This window comes from Rahnella sp. BIGb0236 (genome assembly GCF_004364755.1).
Lineage (GTDB): Bacteria > Pseudomonadota > Gammaproteobacteria > Enterobacterales > Enterobacteriaceae > Rahnella > Rahnella victoriana.
Genome location: NZ_SOAO01000007.1, coordinates 1 through 14955, shown reverse-complemented (window position 1 = coordinate 14955; position 14955 = coordinate 1). Strand labels below are relative to the sequence as shown.

The 14955-nt window shown below is 54.2% G+C and carries 14 protein-coding genes; 6 read left to right on the top strand and 8 right to left on the bottom strand.

The annotated features are described in order from the left end of the window. Positions 1–16: 16 nt before the first annotated feature. From EDF78_RS15110 to EDF78_RS15100, 3 genes are read left to right on the top strand one after another with little or no spacing between them, the layout of a single operon-like run. On the top strand, positions 17–916 hold the full coding sequence (locus tag EDF78_RS15110) for a glycyl-radical enzyme activating protein (RefSeq protein ID WP_133823386.1): 900 nt from the start codon (positions 17–19) through the stop codon (positions 914–916). A 5-nt stretch (positions 917–921) separates the two neighbouring features. Beyond that, complete coding sequence (locus EDF78_RS15105) at positions 922–3354, top strand: formate C-acetyltransferase/glycerol dehydratase family glycyl radical enzyme (protein WP_133823385.1); 2433 nt, start codon at positions 922–924, stop codon at positions 3352–3354. Positions 3355–3414: 60 nt separating this feature from the next. Then, positions 3415–4158 carry a DNA-binding transcriptional regulator YciT gene (locus EDF78_RS15100; RefSeq protein WP_131693330.1) on the top strand — a complete coding sequence of 248 codons (744 nt, stop codon included), beginning with the start codon at positions 3415–3417 and terminating at the stop codon, positions 4156–4158. Positions 4159–4296: 138 nt separating this feature from the next. On the opposite strand, the gene araD is transcribed toward EDF78_RS15100, so the two are convergent. Further along, positions 4297–4992: an L-ribulose-5-phosphate 4-epimerase gene (gene araD / locus EDF78_RS15095; protein WP_095921683.1), complete on the bottom strand. Its 696-nt coding sequence runs from the start codon at positions 4990–4992 to the stop codon at positions 4297–4299. Positions 4993–5393: 401 nt separating this feature from the next. Here araD and osmB point away from each other — a divergent pair, with 401 nt between their 5' ends. Further along, positions 5394–5612 carry an osmotically-inducible lipoprotein OsmB gene (gene osmB / locus EDF78_RS15090; RefSeq protein ID WP_095921682.1) on the top strand — a complete coding sequence of 73 codons (219 nt, stop codon included), beginning with the start codon at positions 5394–5396 and terminating at the stop codon, positions 5610–5612. 60 nt (positions 5613–5672) lie between these two features. On the opposite strand, the gene yciH is transcribed toward osmB, so the two are convergent. Both yciH and pyrF read right to left on the bottom strand, forming a co-directional pair. After that, positions 5673–6002 carry a stress response translation initiation inhibitor YciH gene (yciH, locus tag EDF78_RS15085; RefSeq protein WP_095921681.1) on the bottom strand — a complete coding sequence of 110 codons (330 nt, stop codon included), beginning with the start codon at positions 6000–6002 and terminating at the stop codon, positions 5673–5675. Positions 6003–6014: 12 nt separating this feature from the next. Further along, complete coding sequence (gene pyrF / locus EDF78_RS15080) at positions 6015–6743, bottom strand: orotidine-5'-phosphate decarboxylase (protein ID WP_133823384.1); 729 nt, start codon at positions 6741–6743, stop codon at positions 6015–6017. A gap of 191 nt (positions 6744–6934) precedes the next feature. Between pyrF and EDF78_RS15075 the strand changes: the two genes are divergently transcribed. Next, positions 6935–7222, top strand: coding sequence for an Arc family DNA-binding protein (locus tag EDF78_RS15075; RefSeq protein ID WP_095921679.1), 288 nt, complete (start codon positions 6935–6937; stop codon positions 7220–7222). Between the two features lie 47 nt (positions 7223–7269). Here the strand turns inward: EDF78_RS15075 and lapB are convergent, their stop codons facing one another. The 3 genes from lapB to pgpB all read right to left on the bottom strand — a co-directional run bounded on the left by lapB (position 7270) and on the right by pgpB (position 9769). After that, positions 7270–8439, bottom strand: a complete 1170-nt coding sequence (lapB, locus tag EDF78_RS15070; protein WP_095921678.1) for a lipopolysaccharide assembly protein LapB — start codon at positions 8437–8439, stop codon at positions 7270–7272. Between the two features lie 6 nt (positions 8440–8445). Continuing rightward, positions 8446–8757 (bottom strand): LapA family protein, encoded by a 312-nt coding sequence (locus tag EDF78_RS15065; protein ID WP_133823383.1) that lies wholly within the window; start codon positions 8755–8757, stop codon positions 8446–8448. A 250-nt stretch (positions 8758–9007) separates the two neighbouring features. Then, positions 9008–9769 carry a phosphatidylglycerophosphatase B gene (gene pgpB, locus EDF78_RS15060; protein ID WP_095921677.1) on the bottom strand — a complete coding sequence of 254 codons (762 nt, stop codon included), beginning with the start codon at positions 9767–9769 and terminating at the stop codon, positions 9008–9010. Positions 9770–10059: 290 nt separating this feature from the next. On the opposite strand from pgpB, the gene ribA reads away from it, so the two are divergent. Further along, a complete protein-coding gene (gene ribA, locus EDF78_RS15055) occupies positions 10060–10650 on the top strand; it encodes a GTP cyclohydrolase II (protein ID WP_095921676.1) in 591 nt (196 codons plus the stop codon). Positions 10651–10722: 72 nt separating this feature from the next. Here ribA and acnA read toward each other — a convergent pair whose 3' ends face one another. Together acnA and cysB are read right to left on the bottom strand one after the other, a co-directional pair. Beyond that, complete coding sequence (gene acnA, locus EDF78_RS15050; protein ID WP_133823382.1) at positions 10723–13395, bottom strand: aconitate hydratase AcnA; 2673 nt, start codon at positions 13393–13395, stop codon at positions 10723–10725. A gap of 186 nt (positions 13396–13581) precedes the next feature. Next, a complete protein-coding gene (gene cysB, locus EDF78_RS15045; protein WP_095921674.1) occupies positions 13582–14556 on the bottom strand; it encodes an HTH-type transcriptional regulator CysB in 975 nt (324 codons plus the stop codon). Positions 14557–14955: the final 399 nt, after the last annotated feature.

The following is a 14955-nucleotide window of genomic DNA, read 5'->3' as shown; positions in this document are numbered from 1 at the left end:
CTCAGAGAGCGTCGAGATGATTTTCAATGTACAGCGTTATTCCACACACGATGGTCCGGGGATCCGCACGGTCATTTTTCTGAAAGGCTGTTCACTGAGCTGCACCTGGTGCCAAAACCCGGAAAGCCGTTCCGCCGCACCGGATGTGCTGTTCGATTCGCGCCTGTGCAGCGCAGGTTGCCAGCACTGTGCGACGGTCTTTCCTCATGCCATCCGCGTGGAAAAAGGTGACATTGCCGTGCGGCGTGAACAGTTTCAGGCTGACGATTTGAGCCAGATCGCTGACGTCTGCCCTTCCGGCGCGTTGAGCGTCTGCGGGGAAGAGGCGGCTATTGATGCCCTGATGCAGCAGATCCTGCGCGATAAACCTTTTTATACCCGCACCGGTGGCGGCGTCACGCTTTCCGGCGGTGAGCCTTTTATGCAGCCACAGACTGCGCTGACACTGCTGCAACGCTGCCGCCATGAAGGGCTGCACACCGCCGTGGAAAGCTGCCTGCATGTGCCGTGGAAATATATCGAGCCTTCACTGGGCGCGCTGGATCTGCTGCTGGCCGATCTCAAACATGTCGCCGACGAGCCTTTCCGGCGTCTGACCGGCGGGTCTGCCCGACGGGTGAAAGATAATTTCCGTCGGCTGGCGGCGGCCGGACAAAAACTGATCGTCCGGGTGCCGTTAATTCCTGATTTTAATGCTGACCGGGCATCCGTTCGCCAGATCGTCGATTTTGCCGCGGAAGAAACCGGCTGCGACGCCATCCACTTTTTGCCCTACCACACCCTCGGCATCAACAAATATGCCCTGCTGGGACAACCCTATCTGGCGCCACGCCAGCCGTTAAATGACCCTGACCTGCTGACGTTCGCTGAGCAATACGCCGCTGAAAAAGGGCTTTGTGCACAGTTAAGAGGATAAGAAAAATGACCCAACTGAATCTGAACACCCTTTCCGGCCGTATCCGCGCGCATAAAGACGCCCTGATCCACATCGTGAAGCCGCCGGTGTGTACCGAGCGCGCGCAACATTACACGCAGATTTATCAGCAACATGCCGACAAGCCGCTGGCGGTTCGTCGCGCACTGGCGCTGGCGGAACATCTGCGCCAGCGCACTATCTGGATCAAACACGACGAGCTGATCGTGGGGAATCAGGCCAGCGAAGTGCGCGCCGCACCGATTTTCCCGGAATACACTGTCGGCTGGATCGAAAGCGAAATTGACGCGCTGGCAGATCGCCCCGGCGCGGGTTTTGCGGTCAGTGAAGCCAACAAAAAAATTCTGCATGATATCTGCCCGTGGTGGCGCGGTCAGACCGTGCAGGACCGTTGCTATGGCATGTTTACTGATGAACAGAAAGCCCTGCTCGACAGCGGCATCGTGAAAGCCGAGGGCAATATGACTTCCGGCGATGCCCATCTGGCGGTGAATTTCCCGCTGCTGCTGGAATTGGGTCTGGACGGGTTGCGCAGTAAAGTGGACGAGCGCCGCAGCCGTATTCAGCTGACCGACTGGGAAGACCTGCATAAAGAACAACTGCTGAAAGCCATTGATATCACGCTGGCTGCGGTCAGCGATCACGTCGTGCGTTTCGCGCAACTGGCACGGGACATGGCCGCCACCGAAACCCGCGAGGCGCGCCGCAACGAGTTGCTGACGATCGCCGCTAACTGCGACGTCATCGCTCATCAGCCGCCGCAAAATTTCTGGCAGGCACTGCAACTGTGCTATTTCATTCAGCTGATTTTGCAGATCGAATCCAACGGCCATTCCGTGTCATTCGGTCGTATGGATCAGTATCTTTATCCGTTCTATCGCCGTGATGTCGAGCTGGAGCAGACGCTGGCGCGCGATCAGGCCATCGAATTGCTGCAAAGCTGCTGGCTGAAATTGCTGGAGGTGAACAAAATCCGTTCCGGTACGCACTCCAAAGCGTCAGCGGGCAGTCCGCTGTATCAGAATGTCACCATCGGCGGACAGAATCTGCATAACGGCGTGGCCTCTGATGCGGTTAATCCGCTGTCATACGCGGTGCTGGAATCCTGCGGTCAGCTGCGCTCCACCCAGCCGAATCTCAGCGTACGCTATCACGCAGGCATGAGCAGTGATTTCCTCGATGCCTGCGTACAGGTGATCCGCTGCGGATTCGGGATGCCGGCCTTTAATAACGACGAAATTGTCATTGCGGAATTCATTAAGCTGGGCGTCGAAAAACAGGATGCATACGATTATGCCGCCATCGGCTGCATCGAAACGGCCGTCGGCGGCAAATGGGGCTATCGTTGCACCGGCATGAGTTTCATCAACTTTGCCCGCGTGATGCTCGCCGCGATGGAACAGGGTCACGACGCAAAAAGTCATACCTGCTTCCTGCCGCAGGAACGCGGTTTGTCGCAGGGCAATTTTGATAACTTCGAACAGGTGTTTGCGCAGTGGGATCAGCAGATCCGTTATTACACCCGTAAATCCATCGAAATCGAATGTGTGGTCGATACGGTTCTGGAAGAGAACGCACAGGATATTCTGTGTTCGGCGCTGGTGGATGACTGCATCGAACGCGGAAAAACCATCAAGCAAGGCGGCGCAAAATACGACTGGGTGTCCGGTTTGCAGGTCGGGATCGCCAATCTGGGCAACAGCCTGGCCGCCGTGAAAAAACTGGTGTTTGATCAGGGCGTGATCGGCCAGCAGGAGCTGGCACAGGCGCTGGCCTCCGATTATGAAGGGCTGGACGGCGAGCGGCTGCGTCAGCGTCTGATTAACGGCGCAGAGAAATATGGCAACGATCATGACGACGTGGATCAGCTGCTGGTGCGCGCGTATCAGTGCTATATCGATGAACTGTCGAATTATCACAATACCCGTTTCGGACGCGGCCCGGTCGGCGGCACCTATTACGCGGGTACGTCGTCCATTTCGGCAAACGTGCCCTTTGGTGCGGCAACCACCGCCACACCGGATGGCCGCAAAGCCTTTACCCCGCTGGCAGAAGGCGCCAGCCCGGCCTCCGGCACCGACCATCTCGGGCCGACGGCGGTGTTTAACTCGCTGGGTAAATTGCCGACAGAAGCCATTCTCGGCGGCGTGTTACTCAATCAAAAACTGAATCCGGCATCGCTGGAAAATGGAACTGACCGCCAGACGTTGATGCTGATGCTGCGGACATTCTTTGAGGAACATCGCGGCTGGCATGTGCAGTACAACATCGTATCTCGCGAGACATTGCTGAAGGCGCGCGAGGAGCCGCAGAATTATCGCGACCTGGTAGTGCGCGTGGCGGGTTACTCCGCGTTCTTCACGGCCTTATCGCCGGAGGCTCAGGATGATATTATCGCCCGCACAGAACATTCACTTTAACGTTCTCATCTGAATTTTACTTTTTCCGGGCGGCGCAGGTCGCCCGTATTTTGGGCGGCTATGAACGACAGACAGCAAGTTATTTTGCAATGGGTAAACGACAAGCAACGCATCAGCGTTGGTGAGTTGTCACAGATTTGTCAGGTATCGGAAGTCACTATCCGCCATGACCTCACCTTGCTGGAACAGCGTCATTATCTGCGCCGCGCGCACGGTTATGCGGTGGCGATCCAGACCGATGACGTTGATACCCGCATGATGTCGAATTTTGCCCAGAAGCAGAAGCTGGCGAAGTTCGCGGCGTCGCTTATTCAGGACGGTGAAACGGTCTTTTTCGAAAGTGGCAGCAGCATTGCCCTGTTGGCGCAATATCTGGCCGATAAGAAGAACCTGACGGTGATCACCGTCAGCAGTTATGTGGCTTCGTTACTGAAAAGCATGCCGTGTGAAGTGGTGTTACTCGGCGGAATGTATCAGAAAACCAGTCAGACCGTGGTCGGCCCGCTGACCCGGCTCTGTCTGCAACAAATGAATTTCAGCAAAGCGTTTATGGGCATCGACGGCTTTACCGATACCACCGGTTTTACCGGCCGCGACATGCTGCGTGCTGACGTGGTGAATGCCGTGGTGGCGAAAGGCGCGGAAAATATCGTGCTGACCGATTCCTCGAAATTCGGCCAAATCAATCTCAACCCGCTGGGGCCGGTCAGCGCCTTCAGCCGGGTGATCACCGACGATAAACTGTCCGCTGAATATCAACAGCAGCTTTCTGCCGCAGGGATTAAGGTCAGCCTTGTCAGCTGACCCATCATTACTTATCCCCAAAATAAATTCGAGTTGCAGCAAGGCGGCAGGTGAAGGAATCCCGATGAGCTTACACAAGTAAGTGATTCGGGTGACGATGCGCAGCCAACGCATCTGCAATTCGACGTATGAAGGGGATTACTGACCGTAGTAGGCGTTTTTACCGTGCTTACGCAGGTAATGTTTATCTAAAAGCTGCGGCTGCATATCCGGCAATTGCGGGGTGAGCTGGCGGGAGAAAATGCCCATATAGGCCACCTCTTCCAGCACTACCGCATTGTGCACGGCATTATCCGCATCTTTCCCCCAGGTAAACGGCCCGTGGGAATGAACCAGCACCGCAGGAATATCTGCCGGTGAAAGATTTCTTTCCGCGAAGGTTTTGACTATCACTTCACCGGTTTCCCATTCATAACGCCCGGCGATTTCTTCTTCCGTCATCAGACGGGTGCAGGGAATGTTGCCGTAGAAATAATCCGCGTGCGTGGTGCCCCAGGCTGGAATGTCTAAACCGGCCTGCGCCCAGATGGTGGCGTGACGTGAATGGGTATGCACAATGCCGCCCGCTTCCGGGAAATTCAGGTACAGCACGCGGTGCGTGTCGGTGTCCGAAGATGGTTTTTTGCTGCCTTCGACGATTTTACCGGTCTCGAGTTCCACCACCACCATGTCGTCCACACCCATGTGATCGTATTCCACGCCCGACGGTTTGATCACCACCAGCCCCTGCTGGCGATCCACCGCGCTGACATTTCCCCAGGTAAAGGTCACCAGATGGTGGCGCGGCAGTGCCAGATTGGCTTCCAGTACCTGCTCTTTCAGTTGTTTAAGCATCTTGGTTCCCTCTTATTGCGATGCTTTATTGTCTGGTTGACGGCAAAACGCAGGTATGGGGCAAATCGCTAAAGAGTGCGTACAGATCTGCTGCAAACGTAAAAGTGCCTGCCAGGCGGGATTTGGATGAGAAGTGTCCGGGCTTTAGTCTTTTGTGCTCCGGTGAAGCGGTAAGCTGGTGAATTAAGATTATTCACCTAGTGAATGAATGGTAATTTCACTATTTTAATTCAACGGATGCAAAAGTGCGTCCGGATGATACGAATTATAAATAAAGGTTCGGAACAGCCAGAAAATTTGTAAGTACTGTGAAGGAATACAGGGTGAATTTCGGTGAGAATGCTGCCATTTACCTATACTTATAAATGATGCTGAACGTTAATCCTTTGAGGAAGATAACTATGATGCTCTTAAATAAACGCGTTGCCAGTATTGCACTGGTTCTGACTCTTGCGATGTCTGTTACCGCCTGCGGTAACTGGTCTAAACGTGACCGCAACACGGCAATTGGTGCCGGTGCCGGTGCACTGGGTGGTGCGGTTCTGACTGATGGCAGTACCTTAGGCACATTAGGTGGCGCAGCAGTCGGTGGTATTGTGGGGCATCAGGTCAGCAAATAAAGACAGCGCCAAAAAATTGAAAGATGCTGCGCTGTTAACAGGCGCAGCATCTTGTTCACATCAGCCGCCCGCCAGTTTCACTTTCATCCCTTTCGCTTCCAGCAGTTGTTTGAGCAGGTCACGTTTATCGCCCTGGATCTCAATCACGCCCTCTTTCACTGCACCGCCGCAGCCACATTTCTTTTTCAGCTCCGCCGCGAGTTTTTCCAGTGCCGCATCATCAAGATCCACGCCGGTGATCAGGCATACGCCTTTCCCTTTACGGCCACTGGTCTGACGCTGAATGCGCACGATGCCGTCACCTTTCGGACGCTCAGCCACCGCTTTCGGCTCATCGATTCTGCCGCTGTCGGTCGAATAGACTAAACGGCTGTTGCTGTCGTTGTTCATGCTTCTTCCTTCTTAAATCAGTGACGCGCGGATTTCACGTAAGGTGTGGGCCGGATCGGCAGACTGCGTGATCGGACGGCCAATCACCATGTAATCCACCCCTGCCGCCAGGGCTTCCTGCGGAGTCATCACGCGGCGCTGATCGTCGGCTTTGCTGCCTGCCGGGCGGATACCCGGTGTCACCAGTTTAAAGGTCTGCCCTAATGCCGATTTAAAGCGCGTCGCTTCCTGCGCGGAACACACGACGCCATCGAGGCCGCAATCGCGGGTCAGGCGGGCCAGACGCTCGGCGTAATCCGCCGGAGAAAGGTCGATGCCCAGATCTGCCAGATCGCTGCCTTCCATGCTGGTCAGCACCGTCACGGCAATCAGCAGCGGCGCATCTTTACCAAAGGGAGCCAGTGCTTCTTTCGCGGCGGTCATCATGCGCGCCCCGCCACTGGCATGGACATTCACCATCCACACGCCCAGATCGGCTGCAGCGGCCACTGCGCGCGCGGTGGTGTTTGGAATATCGTGGAATTTCAGATCCAGAAAGACGTCAAAACCGCGGGTTTGCAAATCTTTGACCATTTGCGGGCCAAAATGGGTAAACATCTCTTTGCCAATTTTCAGACGGCAATCACGGGGATCAATTTTATCGGCAAAGGCCAGCGCGGCGGCCTTATCGGCATAGTCAAGTGCGACAACAATAGGTGATGTATTTAAGTCGTTGTTGTTAATGTTATTTTCGGACTTCATATCGTCAGCCTCTTGTTAATATTCAAATCAGGAAGGGAAACTATTCATTTTGCCGCCCGCATTTTACATGGCAAGTCGCTGAATTCACAGCTACACATAATGTGACAGTTTTATTAAATTTTTGTTAAGCACTAGACGATGCGACAAGGCTGGCATAGCTTGTTATTTTTACTCTAAGGAAAGGCTGAAAAATGAGTGAGATAACGACCCTGACTGTGAAAATTCCGGTCGAATTAAAAGAACTGATTAAAAACGCCGCTGCTCAGGCAGAACATTCATTAAGTGCAGAAGTGGCAGCGCGTCTGGAAGAGAGTTTTAGCCCCGCCGCGCCGAAAGGCAAAAAAGCCGCAAAAGCCACCGAACATGACATTGATAACCAGCATCTCGCCGAAGAGACTGAACCCGCGCTGACCGCCAAAGAAATCAAGAAATTACGCACGTTGCTTAACGCACGTAAGACCAGCAGTAAGAAGAAGTAACACGAAGAATCAGCACGCGATAGCCGGAAGGACAGCGAGTCAAACGATCACTGTCCGTCCAGTCCCCGGATCGGTTTTATTGTCGCCCAGCCCCGGCAAGACGGGCAATGCCAGTAGAGTGAATGCGCGGTAAAGCCGCATTTATGGCAACGGTAACGGGGCTTCGTGCGGATCTGCTCACCCACCATATCCCGCAGTAAGACCAGACTTTCCTTCGCACGCCCTTCTTCCGCATCGGCCAGATGGTAATCCATCAGGTGATGGAACACGCGCATGGTCGGATGGCGCTGAAGCTGACGGTTGATATAGTTCTGCGCCGTCTCACGCCCTTCTTCATCATGGATGATTTCTGCCAGCATCAGTTCCGCAGTGGCACCGGTATTTTCATCGACGCAACGTTTGAGGAATTCCGCCCAGGCCAGCGTATCGCCAAGGTTCTGATAGCATTCTTGCAGCATCGGCAGCGCTTCGCTGACCAGCTCTTTGTCCTGCTCCAGCACCCGCTGTAACGCTTCGGTCGCCTTGCGATATTCGCCCTGCGCCAGCAAAATCCGCCCCTGCATGATCGACACGCGGGCGCAGAGTTTATCCGCCGATGCGGCTTTTTTCAGTAAGCCGGTCGCCTTGTCAAAATCATCTGACACCACAGCCTGAAGCGCCAGCTCACACCAGAAATGGGCAATTTCTTTACGGCGGTTTTCTTTGCCGAGCTTGACCAGACGTTCAGCCACATCGATGGCGTTCTGCCAGTCGCTGGTCGCCTGATGAATGATTAACAGTTGCTCAAGGGCAAACAGCTGGAAATCCTGCTCTTTCACCAGCTGATTAAACATGTCCTCCGCACGGTCATAGAAACCGGCCGCCATGTAATCCCGGCCCAGTTGCTGTACGGCAAGCAGGCGCTGTTCGAAGGTCAGCGAGGCACTTTCCATCAGAGACTGGTGAATGCGGATCGCGCGATCGACTTCACCACGGGAGCGGAAAAGGTTACCCAGAGTCAGGTGCGCTTCGACCGTACTGCTGTCCTCTTTCAACATTTCGAGGAACAGGTCGACCGCTTTGTCCTGCTGATTGGAAAGCAGGAAGTTAACGCCCGCGACGTATTCACGCGACAGGCGGTTAGCATTTTCCTGTTTGTCCTGCTGAGAACTTCTGCGCCCCATGTACCAGCCATAGGCGGCCGCAACGGGCAACAACAGAAACAGCAGTTCTAACATAGAGGGTTATTCCTTGCTGACATCGTAGGATGCTGCGGGCGGCGAAACGACAGCCGCGGGTTCAATTTGTTGTTCAAGACGTTTGATTTTACGCTGTGCGCGGCCCAGTGACAGACGGACACGGAGGTAGAACAAACCACAGATCACCCAGCCAAGAATGAAACCGGTCGCGAACAGTACGGCAAGCAGTGTTGAAACGCGATAGTCACCCTGCGCCAGCAAATAATTGAAGGTCACAGTCTGATCGTTATGGGCACCCAGGGTGATAGAAATCACCACGATGACCAGTAAAAATAAAAAAATCAGCAGATATTTCACATTCATTCCTGTAATGCCGGATGTACCGGATGAATTATGCCAAAAACTCTCGTCCCGACCTAATAAGTTAGCATTTCCGAACAAAGCAGGGAAACATTGCGCGGGGTTTAAATGCCGTCTGGATAAACTTCATGCGACTTTTGTGGGATGCAGCAAACACCACGGCAATTTGACCTATGGAGAAGATATGGGGATGAAAAGCGTGGAATTAAAGGGGGAATTTGCAAAGCCCCCCTTTCCGTAAACAGAACTACGAGGGATCGCGTTCTTCGATTTCGCGGTTTTCCGCCGGTGGCGGTGTCAGCGGACCGATGTAACGTTGCGTCAGCCAGCAGGCGACCGTGACCAGAAGCCAGCTGATCCCGACTGACGCTACCAGATCACGCGGCCAGTGCATTCCGAGCATCAGACGACTGCCCATCACCACCACGCCCCAGATCATCAGCGCCGTCACCGTTTTATAGTGCTTACGCCGCCATAACAGACCGACGCCCAGCAGTGCCCAGGTGGCGGCGAACATGGTGTGCCCGGAAGGGAACGCGTAACCGGTATCCTTCTGCCAGCTTTTGTTCAGCCAGTGCGGGACCTGCACGTTATCGCCGAGAATTTCCTTCACCTGCGCGCTGCGCGCTTTTCGCTTCTGCGCGTAAAATTCATCCACGTTCATCTGGTGATCGGTGCCCAGCCAGGCGACATACGGGCGCGGCTCGCGGACTTCACTCTTGATGTAATCTTTGGCGTACTGGCCGATCAGTAACGCCGCAATGATGATGGCCACCAGCCCGCTCGCGGCTTTAAGGCGAAAACGCAGACACCACAGAAACCAGCCACACAGCACCACGGTAGTGATAATGCCCCACGGCTGGCTCACGGTTTCCGTCACCCAGTAAAGCGGGCGCAACACGGCGGGATTGCCCCCCGGCGTCCATAACCAGCCGCTGATCCAAACCGCTGCGGGCATCACTAATAACATCACAGCCCCGATGGCGGTGCGTTTGGCGATATCATACATAGTCGTTCCTTCTGTCATGCGTAAAAAGAGTGGGAGTGTATCAACCTTGTCAACGCTTCACCTTCCTTTCGCTTCAGTTGTTGAGTAAGCGGTTATAATTCATAAGTTATGAACGAATCGTTCAAATATTCCCGCTAAAATGTGACCCGAAGTGTGGCAAAATAGCGCCCTGTTAGGATGGAAAGGCACCGATTCCCTATCCAGAGGCCGCATCAGAACGTAGGATGCGCATCAACAAGTAAAATACTCACTGTAAATAAAGACTATTTGTGGTTTTTTTGGAGCGTAAAATGCAGCTGAAACGGGTGGCAGAAGCCAATCTGCCAACACCTTGGGGCGATTTCCTGATGGTGGGTTTTGAAGAATTGGCCACCGGGCACGACCACCTGGCGTTAGTTTTTGGCGACATCAGCGGTGAAACGCCTGTCCTTGCGCGTGTTCACTCCGAATGCCTGACCGGTGATGCCTTATTCAGCCTGCGCTGTGACTGCGGATTCCAGCTCGAAGCCGCCCTCAATCATATCGCTGAAGAAGGCCGCGGCATTCTGATGTATCACCGTCAGGAAGGCCGTAACATCGGTTTGCTGAATAAGATCCGCGCTTACGCCTTGCAGGATAAAGGCTACGATACCGTCGAAGCCAACCATCAGCTCGGATTCGCCGCCGACGAACGTGACTTCACGCTGTGCGCCGATATGTTCAAATTACTTGGCGTTGATTCCGTCCGCCTGCTGACCAACAATCCGAAGAAAGTCGAAATCCTCACCGAAGCCGGTATCCATATTACCGAGCGCGTTCCGCTGATCGTTGGCCGCAATCCGGAAAACGAACGTTACCTGTCGACCAAAGCCGCCAAAATGGGCCATCTGCTCGATAAGTAAGGGTTTATAGTCCGATGAAAATATTAAGGGCACCTTAAGAAGGTGCCCTTTTTTTATTGGCAGGGATCCGGATTACAGCATTTTGCGGATCACGTAATGCAGAATACCGCCGTGACGGAAGTACGTCAGCTCATTGCCGGTATCAATACGACAGCGCGCATCGATAGTTTCAGTATGGCCGTCGGCGAACGTAATATGCACCGCGACGTCCTGCCCCGGCGTCAGGTTTTGCAGCCCGCTGATACTCAGTTGTTCGTCACCTGTCAGTTTCAGCGTTTTGCGGGTTACCCCCTGCGGGAATTCGAGCGGTAAAATCCCCATCCCGATCAGATTTGAGCGGTGAATACGTTCGAATGATTCGGCGATAACCACACGCACGCCCAGCAGACGCGGCCCTTTCGCTGCCCAGTCACGACTGGAACCGGAACCGTATTCTTTACCGGCAATGACCGCCGTCGGCACACTCTCATGCTGATAACGCATGGCCGCATCGTAAATCGCCAGCTGATCCTGCGACGGAATATGGCGCGTATAGCCGCCTTCCACGCCCGGCACCATTTCGTTTTTGATGCGGATATTGGCGAACGTCCCGCGCATCATCACTTCGTGGTTACCACGCCGCGAACCGTAGGAGTTAAACGCTTTCGGCTCAACCCCATGATGGGTCAGATAAAGCCCGGCCGGACTGTCAGCCTTGATGTTCCCGGCGGGCGAAATGTGGTCGGTGGTCACTGAGTCGGCCAGGATCGCCAGAATACGCGCGTCTTTGATGTCTTCCAGCGCGTCCGGTTCGACCTTCATATCACTGAAGAACGGCGGATGGCGGATATAGGTGGACTCTTCCTGCCAGGTGTAGGTCGGCGTGCCTTCCACCTGAATGGACTGCCAGCTGGCATCGCCGTTGAACACTTCGGCGTACTCTTTGTGGAACATGTCCGTCGTCACCTGCCCGACAGCATTGGCAATATCATTGGCCGACGGCCAGATATCTTTCAGGTAAACCGGTTCACCATCACTGCCCTCGCCCAGCGGATCGGTGGTCAGATCGACGTTCATATTTCCGGCCAGCGCATACGCCACAACCAGCGGCGGCGAGGCCAGCCAGTTGGTTTTGATCAGCGGATGGATGCGCCCTTCAAAGTTTCGGTTACCGGAAAGCACCGCACCGACGGTTAAATCACCGGCCTTGATCGCGGATTCAATCGGTTCCGGCAACGGCCCCGAGTTACCGATACAGGTGGTGCAGCCGTAGCCGACCAGATTGAAGCCCAGCTTTTCCAGATGCGGCATCAGTCCGGCTGCGTTCAGATAGTCGGTCACCACCTTGGAACCCGGCGCCAGCGAGGTTTTCACCCAGGGTTTGCTGGTCAGCCCTTTTTCAGCGGCATTCTTCGCCAGCAAACCTGCGGCCATCAGCACGCTCGGGTTTGAGGTGTTGGTACATGACGTGATCGCGGCAATGACCACCGCGCCGGTGGTCAGCGAATAATGCTGGCCTTCCAGCGTGAAACTCTCTTTATCGCTGCGCCCCGGCTTGCTGTTACCCAGCTCCAGCTCGGTCGCGGCCTGAAAGGCTTTCGGCACATTGGGCAGCGCCACGCGGTCCTGAGGGCGTTTCGGCCCTGCCAGACTGGGTTCCACATCGCCCATATCCAGCGACAGCGTACTGGTGAATACCGGCTCATCACCGGCATGACGCCATAACCCCTGCGCCTGCGAATAGGCTTTCACCAGTTCGATTTGATCATCGCTGCGGCCACTGAGTTTCATGTAGCTCAGCGTCACATCATCCACCGGGAAGAAGCCGCAGGTCGCGCCAAATTCCGGCGACATATTGGCGATGGTCGCGCGGTCGGCCAGCGGCAAATCGGCCAGCCCGTCACCGTAGAATTCAACAAATTTGCCCACCACGCCATGTTTGCGCAGCATCTGGGTAACGGTTAATACCAGATCCGTTGCGGTAATGCCTTCGCGCAATTTTCCGGTCAGTTTGAAACCGACAACGTCCGGGATCAGCATGGAAACCGGCTGGCCGAGCATCGCGGCCTCGGCTTCAATACCGCCGCAGCCCCAGCCTAAAATCCCCAGACCGTTGATCATCGTGGTATGTGAATCCGTGCCGACCAGCGTGTCGGGATAGGCCACGGTTTTGCCATCCTGCTCTTCGTACCAGACGGTTTGTCCGAGGTATTCCAGATTGACCTGATGACAAATCCCGGTGCCCGGCGGCACCACGCGGAAACGGTTAAAGGCTTTTTGCCCCCAGCGCAGGAACTGGTAGCGTTCGTTATTACGCTCCATTTCCAGACGCACGTTTTCATCGAAGGCCTGATCATCCCCAAATTCATCCACCGTCACCGAGTGGTCAATCACCAGATCGACCGGCGACAACGGGTTCACCTGTTCGACATTCCCGCCGAGGCGTTTTACCGCCTGACGCATGGCAGCCAGATCCACGACCGCGGGTACACCCGTGAAATCTTGCATCAGCACGCGCGCCGGACGGTAAGCAATTTCCCGATCGGCATGACCGGTTTTTTGCCAGCTGACCAGCTCTTGCAGGTCGCTTTCCGTGACAGTGTCACCATCTACGTGGCGCAGTAAATTTTCGAGTAAAACTTTGAGGGATTTTGGCAGGCGCTGAAGTTCACCCAGCGTTTTGGCAGCGAGCGGCAGGCTGTAGTAGTAAAATTCCTTCTCCCGGACTGCCAGCTTATCCAGACTGTTCTTGCGAATAGACGACATAGCTTCTCCTTTAGCGCTCAGCGTGGCCTTGAGGAATAACCCGCTGGCTTATAAGTGCATAGTTAAAGATAACACAAAATGCCGTTAACATTTTGATAACAGCTCAAACTGTTCATCAGGCAAAAAAAATCCCGCCGCATCTTGTGAGGAAGCAGCGGGATCGCAATGGAGAGTGAGCGTGACGACTTACTTGGTCGGCAACTTAATGTCTTTAAACATCTCTTCAATGTCTTCGTTCGAACGCAGGGAAATCGCGGTATCAACCACATCACGCGTCAGATGCGGTGCAAATCGCTGAATGAAATCGTACATGTAACTGCGCAGGAAGGTGCTGCGACGGAAGCCGATTTTCGTGGTGCTGTAGGTGAAAATATCACGCGCATCCACGGTCACTAAATCCGGATCCTGAACCGGGTCAACCGCCATGCTGGCGATAACCCCTACCCCTAACCCAAGGCGCACGTAGGTTTTGATGACGTCAGCATCCGTCGCGGTAAAGACAATACGTGGCGTCAGACCGGCGCGGTTAAACGCGGTGTCCAGCTCCGAGCGGCCGGTAAAGCCGAAGGTATAGGTGACTATCGGATACGCCGCCAGCTCTTCGATGGTGACTTTTTCTTTCCCTGCCAGCGGATGATCAGGCTGAACTACCACGGCGCGGTTCCAGTGATAGCAAGGCAGCATGATCAGATCGTCGTACAGATGCAGTGCTTCGGTGGCAATGGCGAAATCCGCATTGCCTTTTGAAACCGCTTCAGCAATCTGTGTCGGCGATCCCTGATGCATATGCAGCGAAACGCGCGGGTAACGCTCGATAAAGCCTTTAATCACATTAGGCAGGGCATAACGCGCCTGAGTGTGCGTGGTCGCCACATACAGCGATCCTTTGTCGGGATAGGTATGTTCACCGGCGACGGCTTTGATGGCATCGACTTTCGACAACACTTCACGGGCGATACGGATGATTTCCTGTCCGGCCGGTGTCACCTGTGTGAGATGTTTACCACTGCGGGAAAAAATCTGGATCCCGAGTTCATCTTCCAGCATACGGACTTGTTTGCTGATCCCCGGCTGCGACGTGTACAGGCCTTCTGCCGTCGAACTGACGTTCAGATTGTGATTAACAACCTCTACGATGTAGCGCAGTTGCTGCAATTTCATATCTCATACCACCCTGGTTTCAAACCCTGTCGCCATCCCTGTTCATCCAAAGGCTGAACAGTCTGGAAATGATTTTTTATCGAATACCGGAAGTCTGTGAACGCACCGTTTTATGCCCCAGACGCATTAGCTTATTACTTAAGTGCATAAGAATAAATTCTATATAACAATTATATCAATTATTAACGTCATGTATAGCCGGAGAACATAACGAAAATGGCAGGCAAACCTGCCCTGATAAGAAAAACAGCAAGAACCGGTCGATGATAGATCTTAATGCAATAAAAAAACCAGCCCAAAGGACTAATGCCAGTCAGTTAAGCAACAGACTGGCTTTTTTCTGAGCTTTAGGATACTTCCAGGGCCTTTCCTTTACCACTCGGGGAAAGGCTCTTTCCC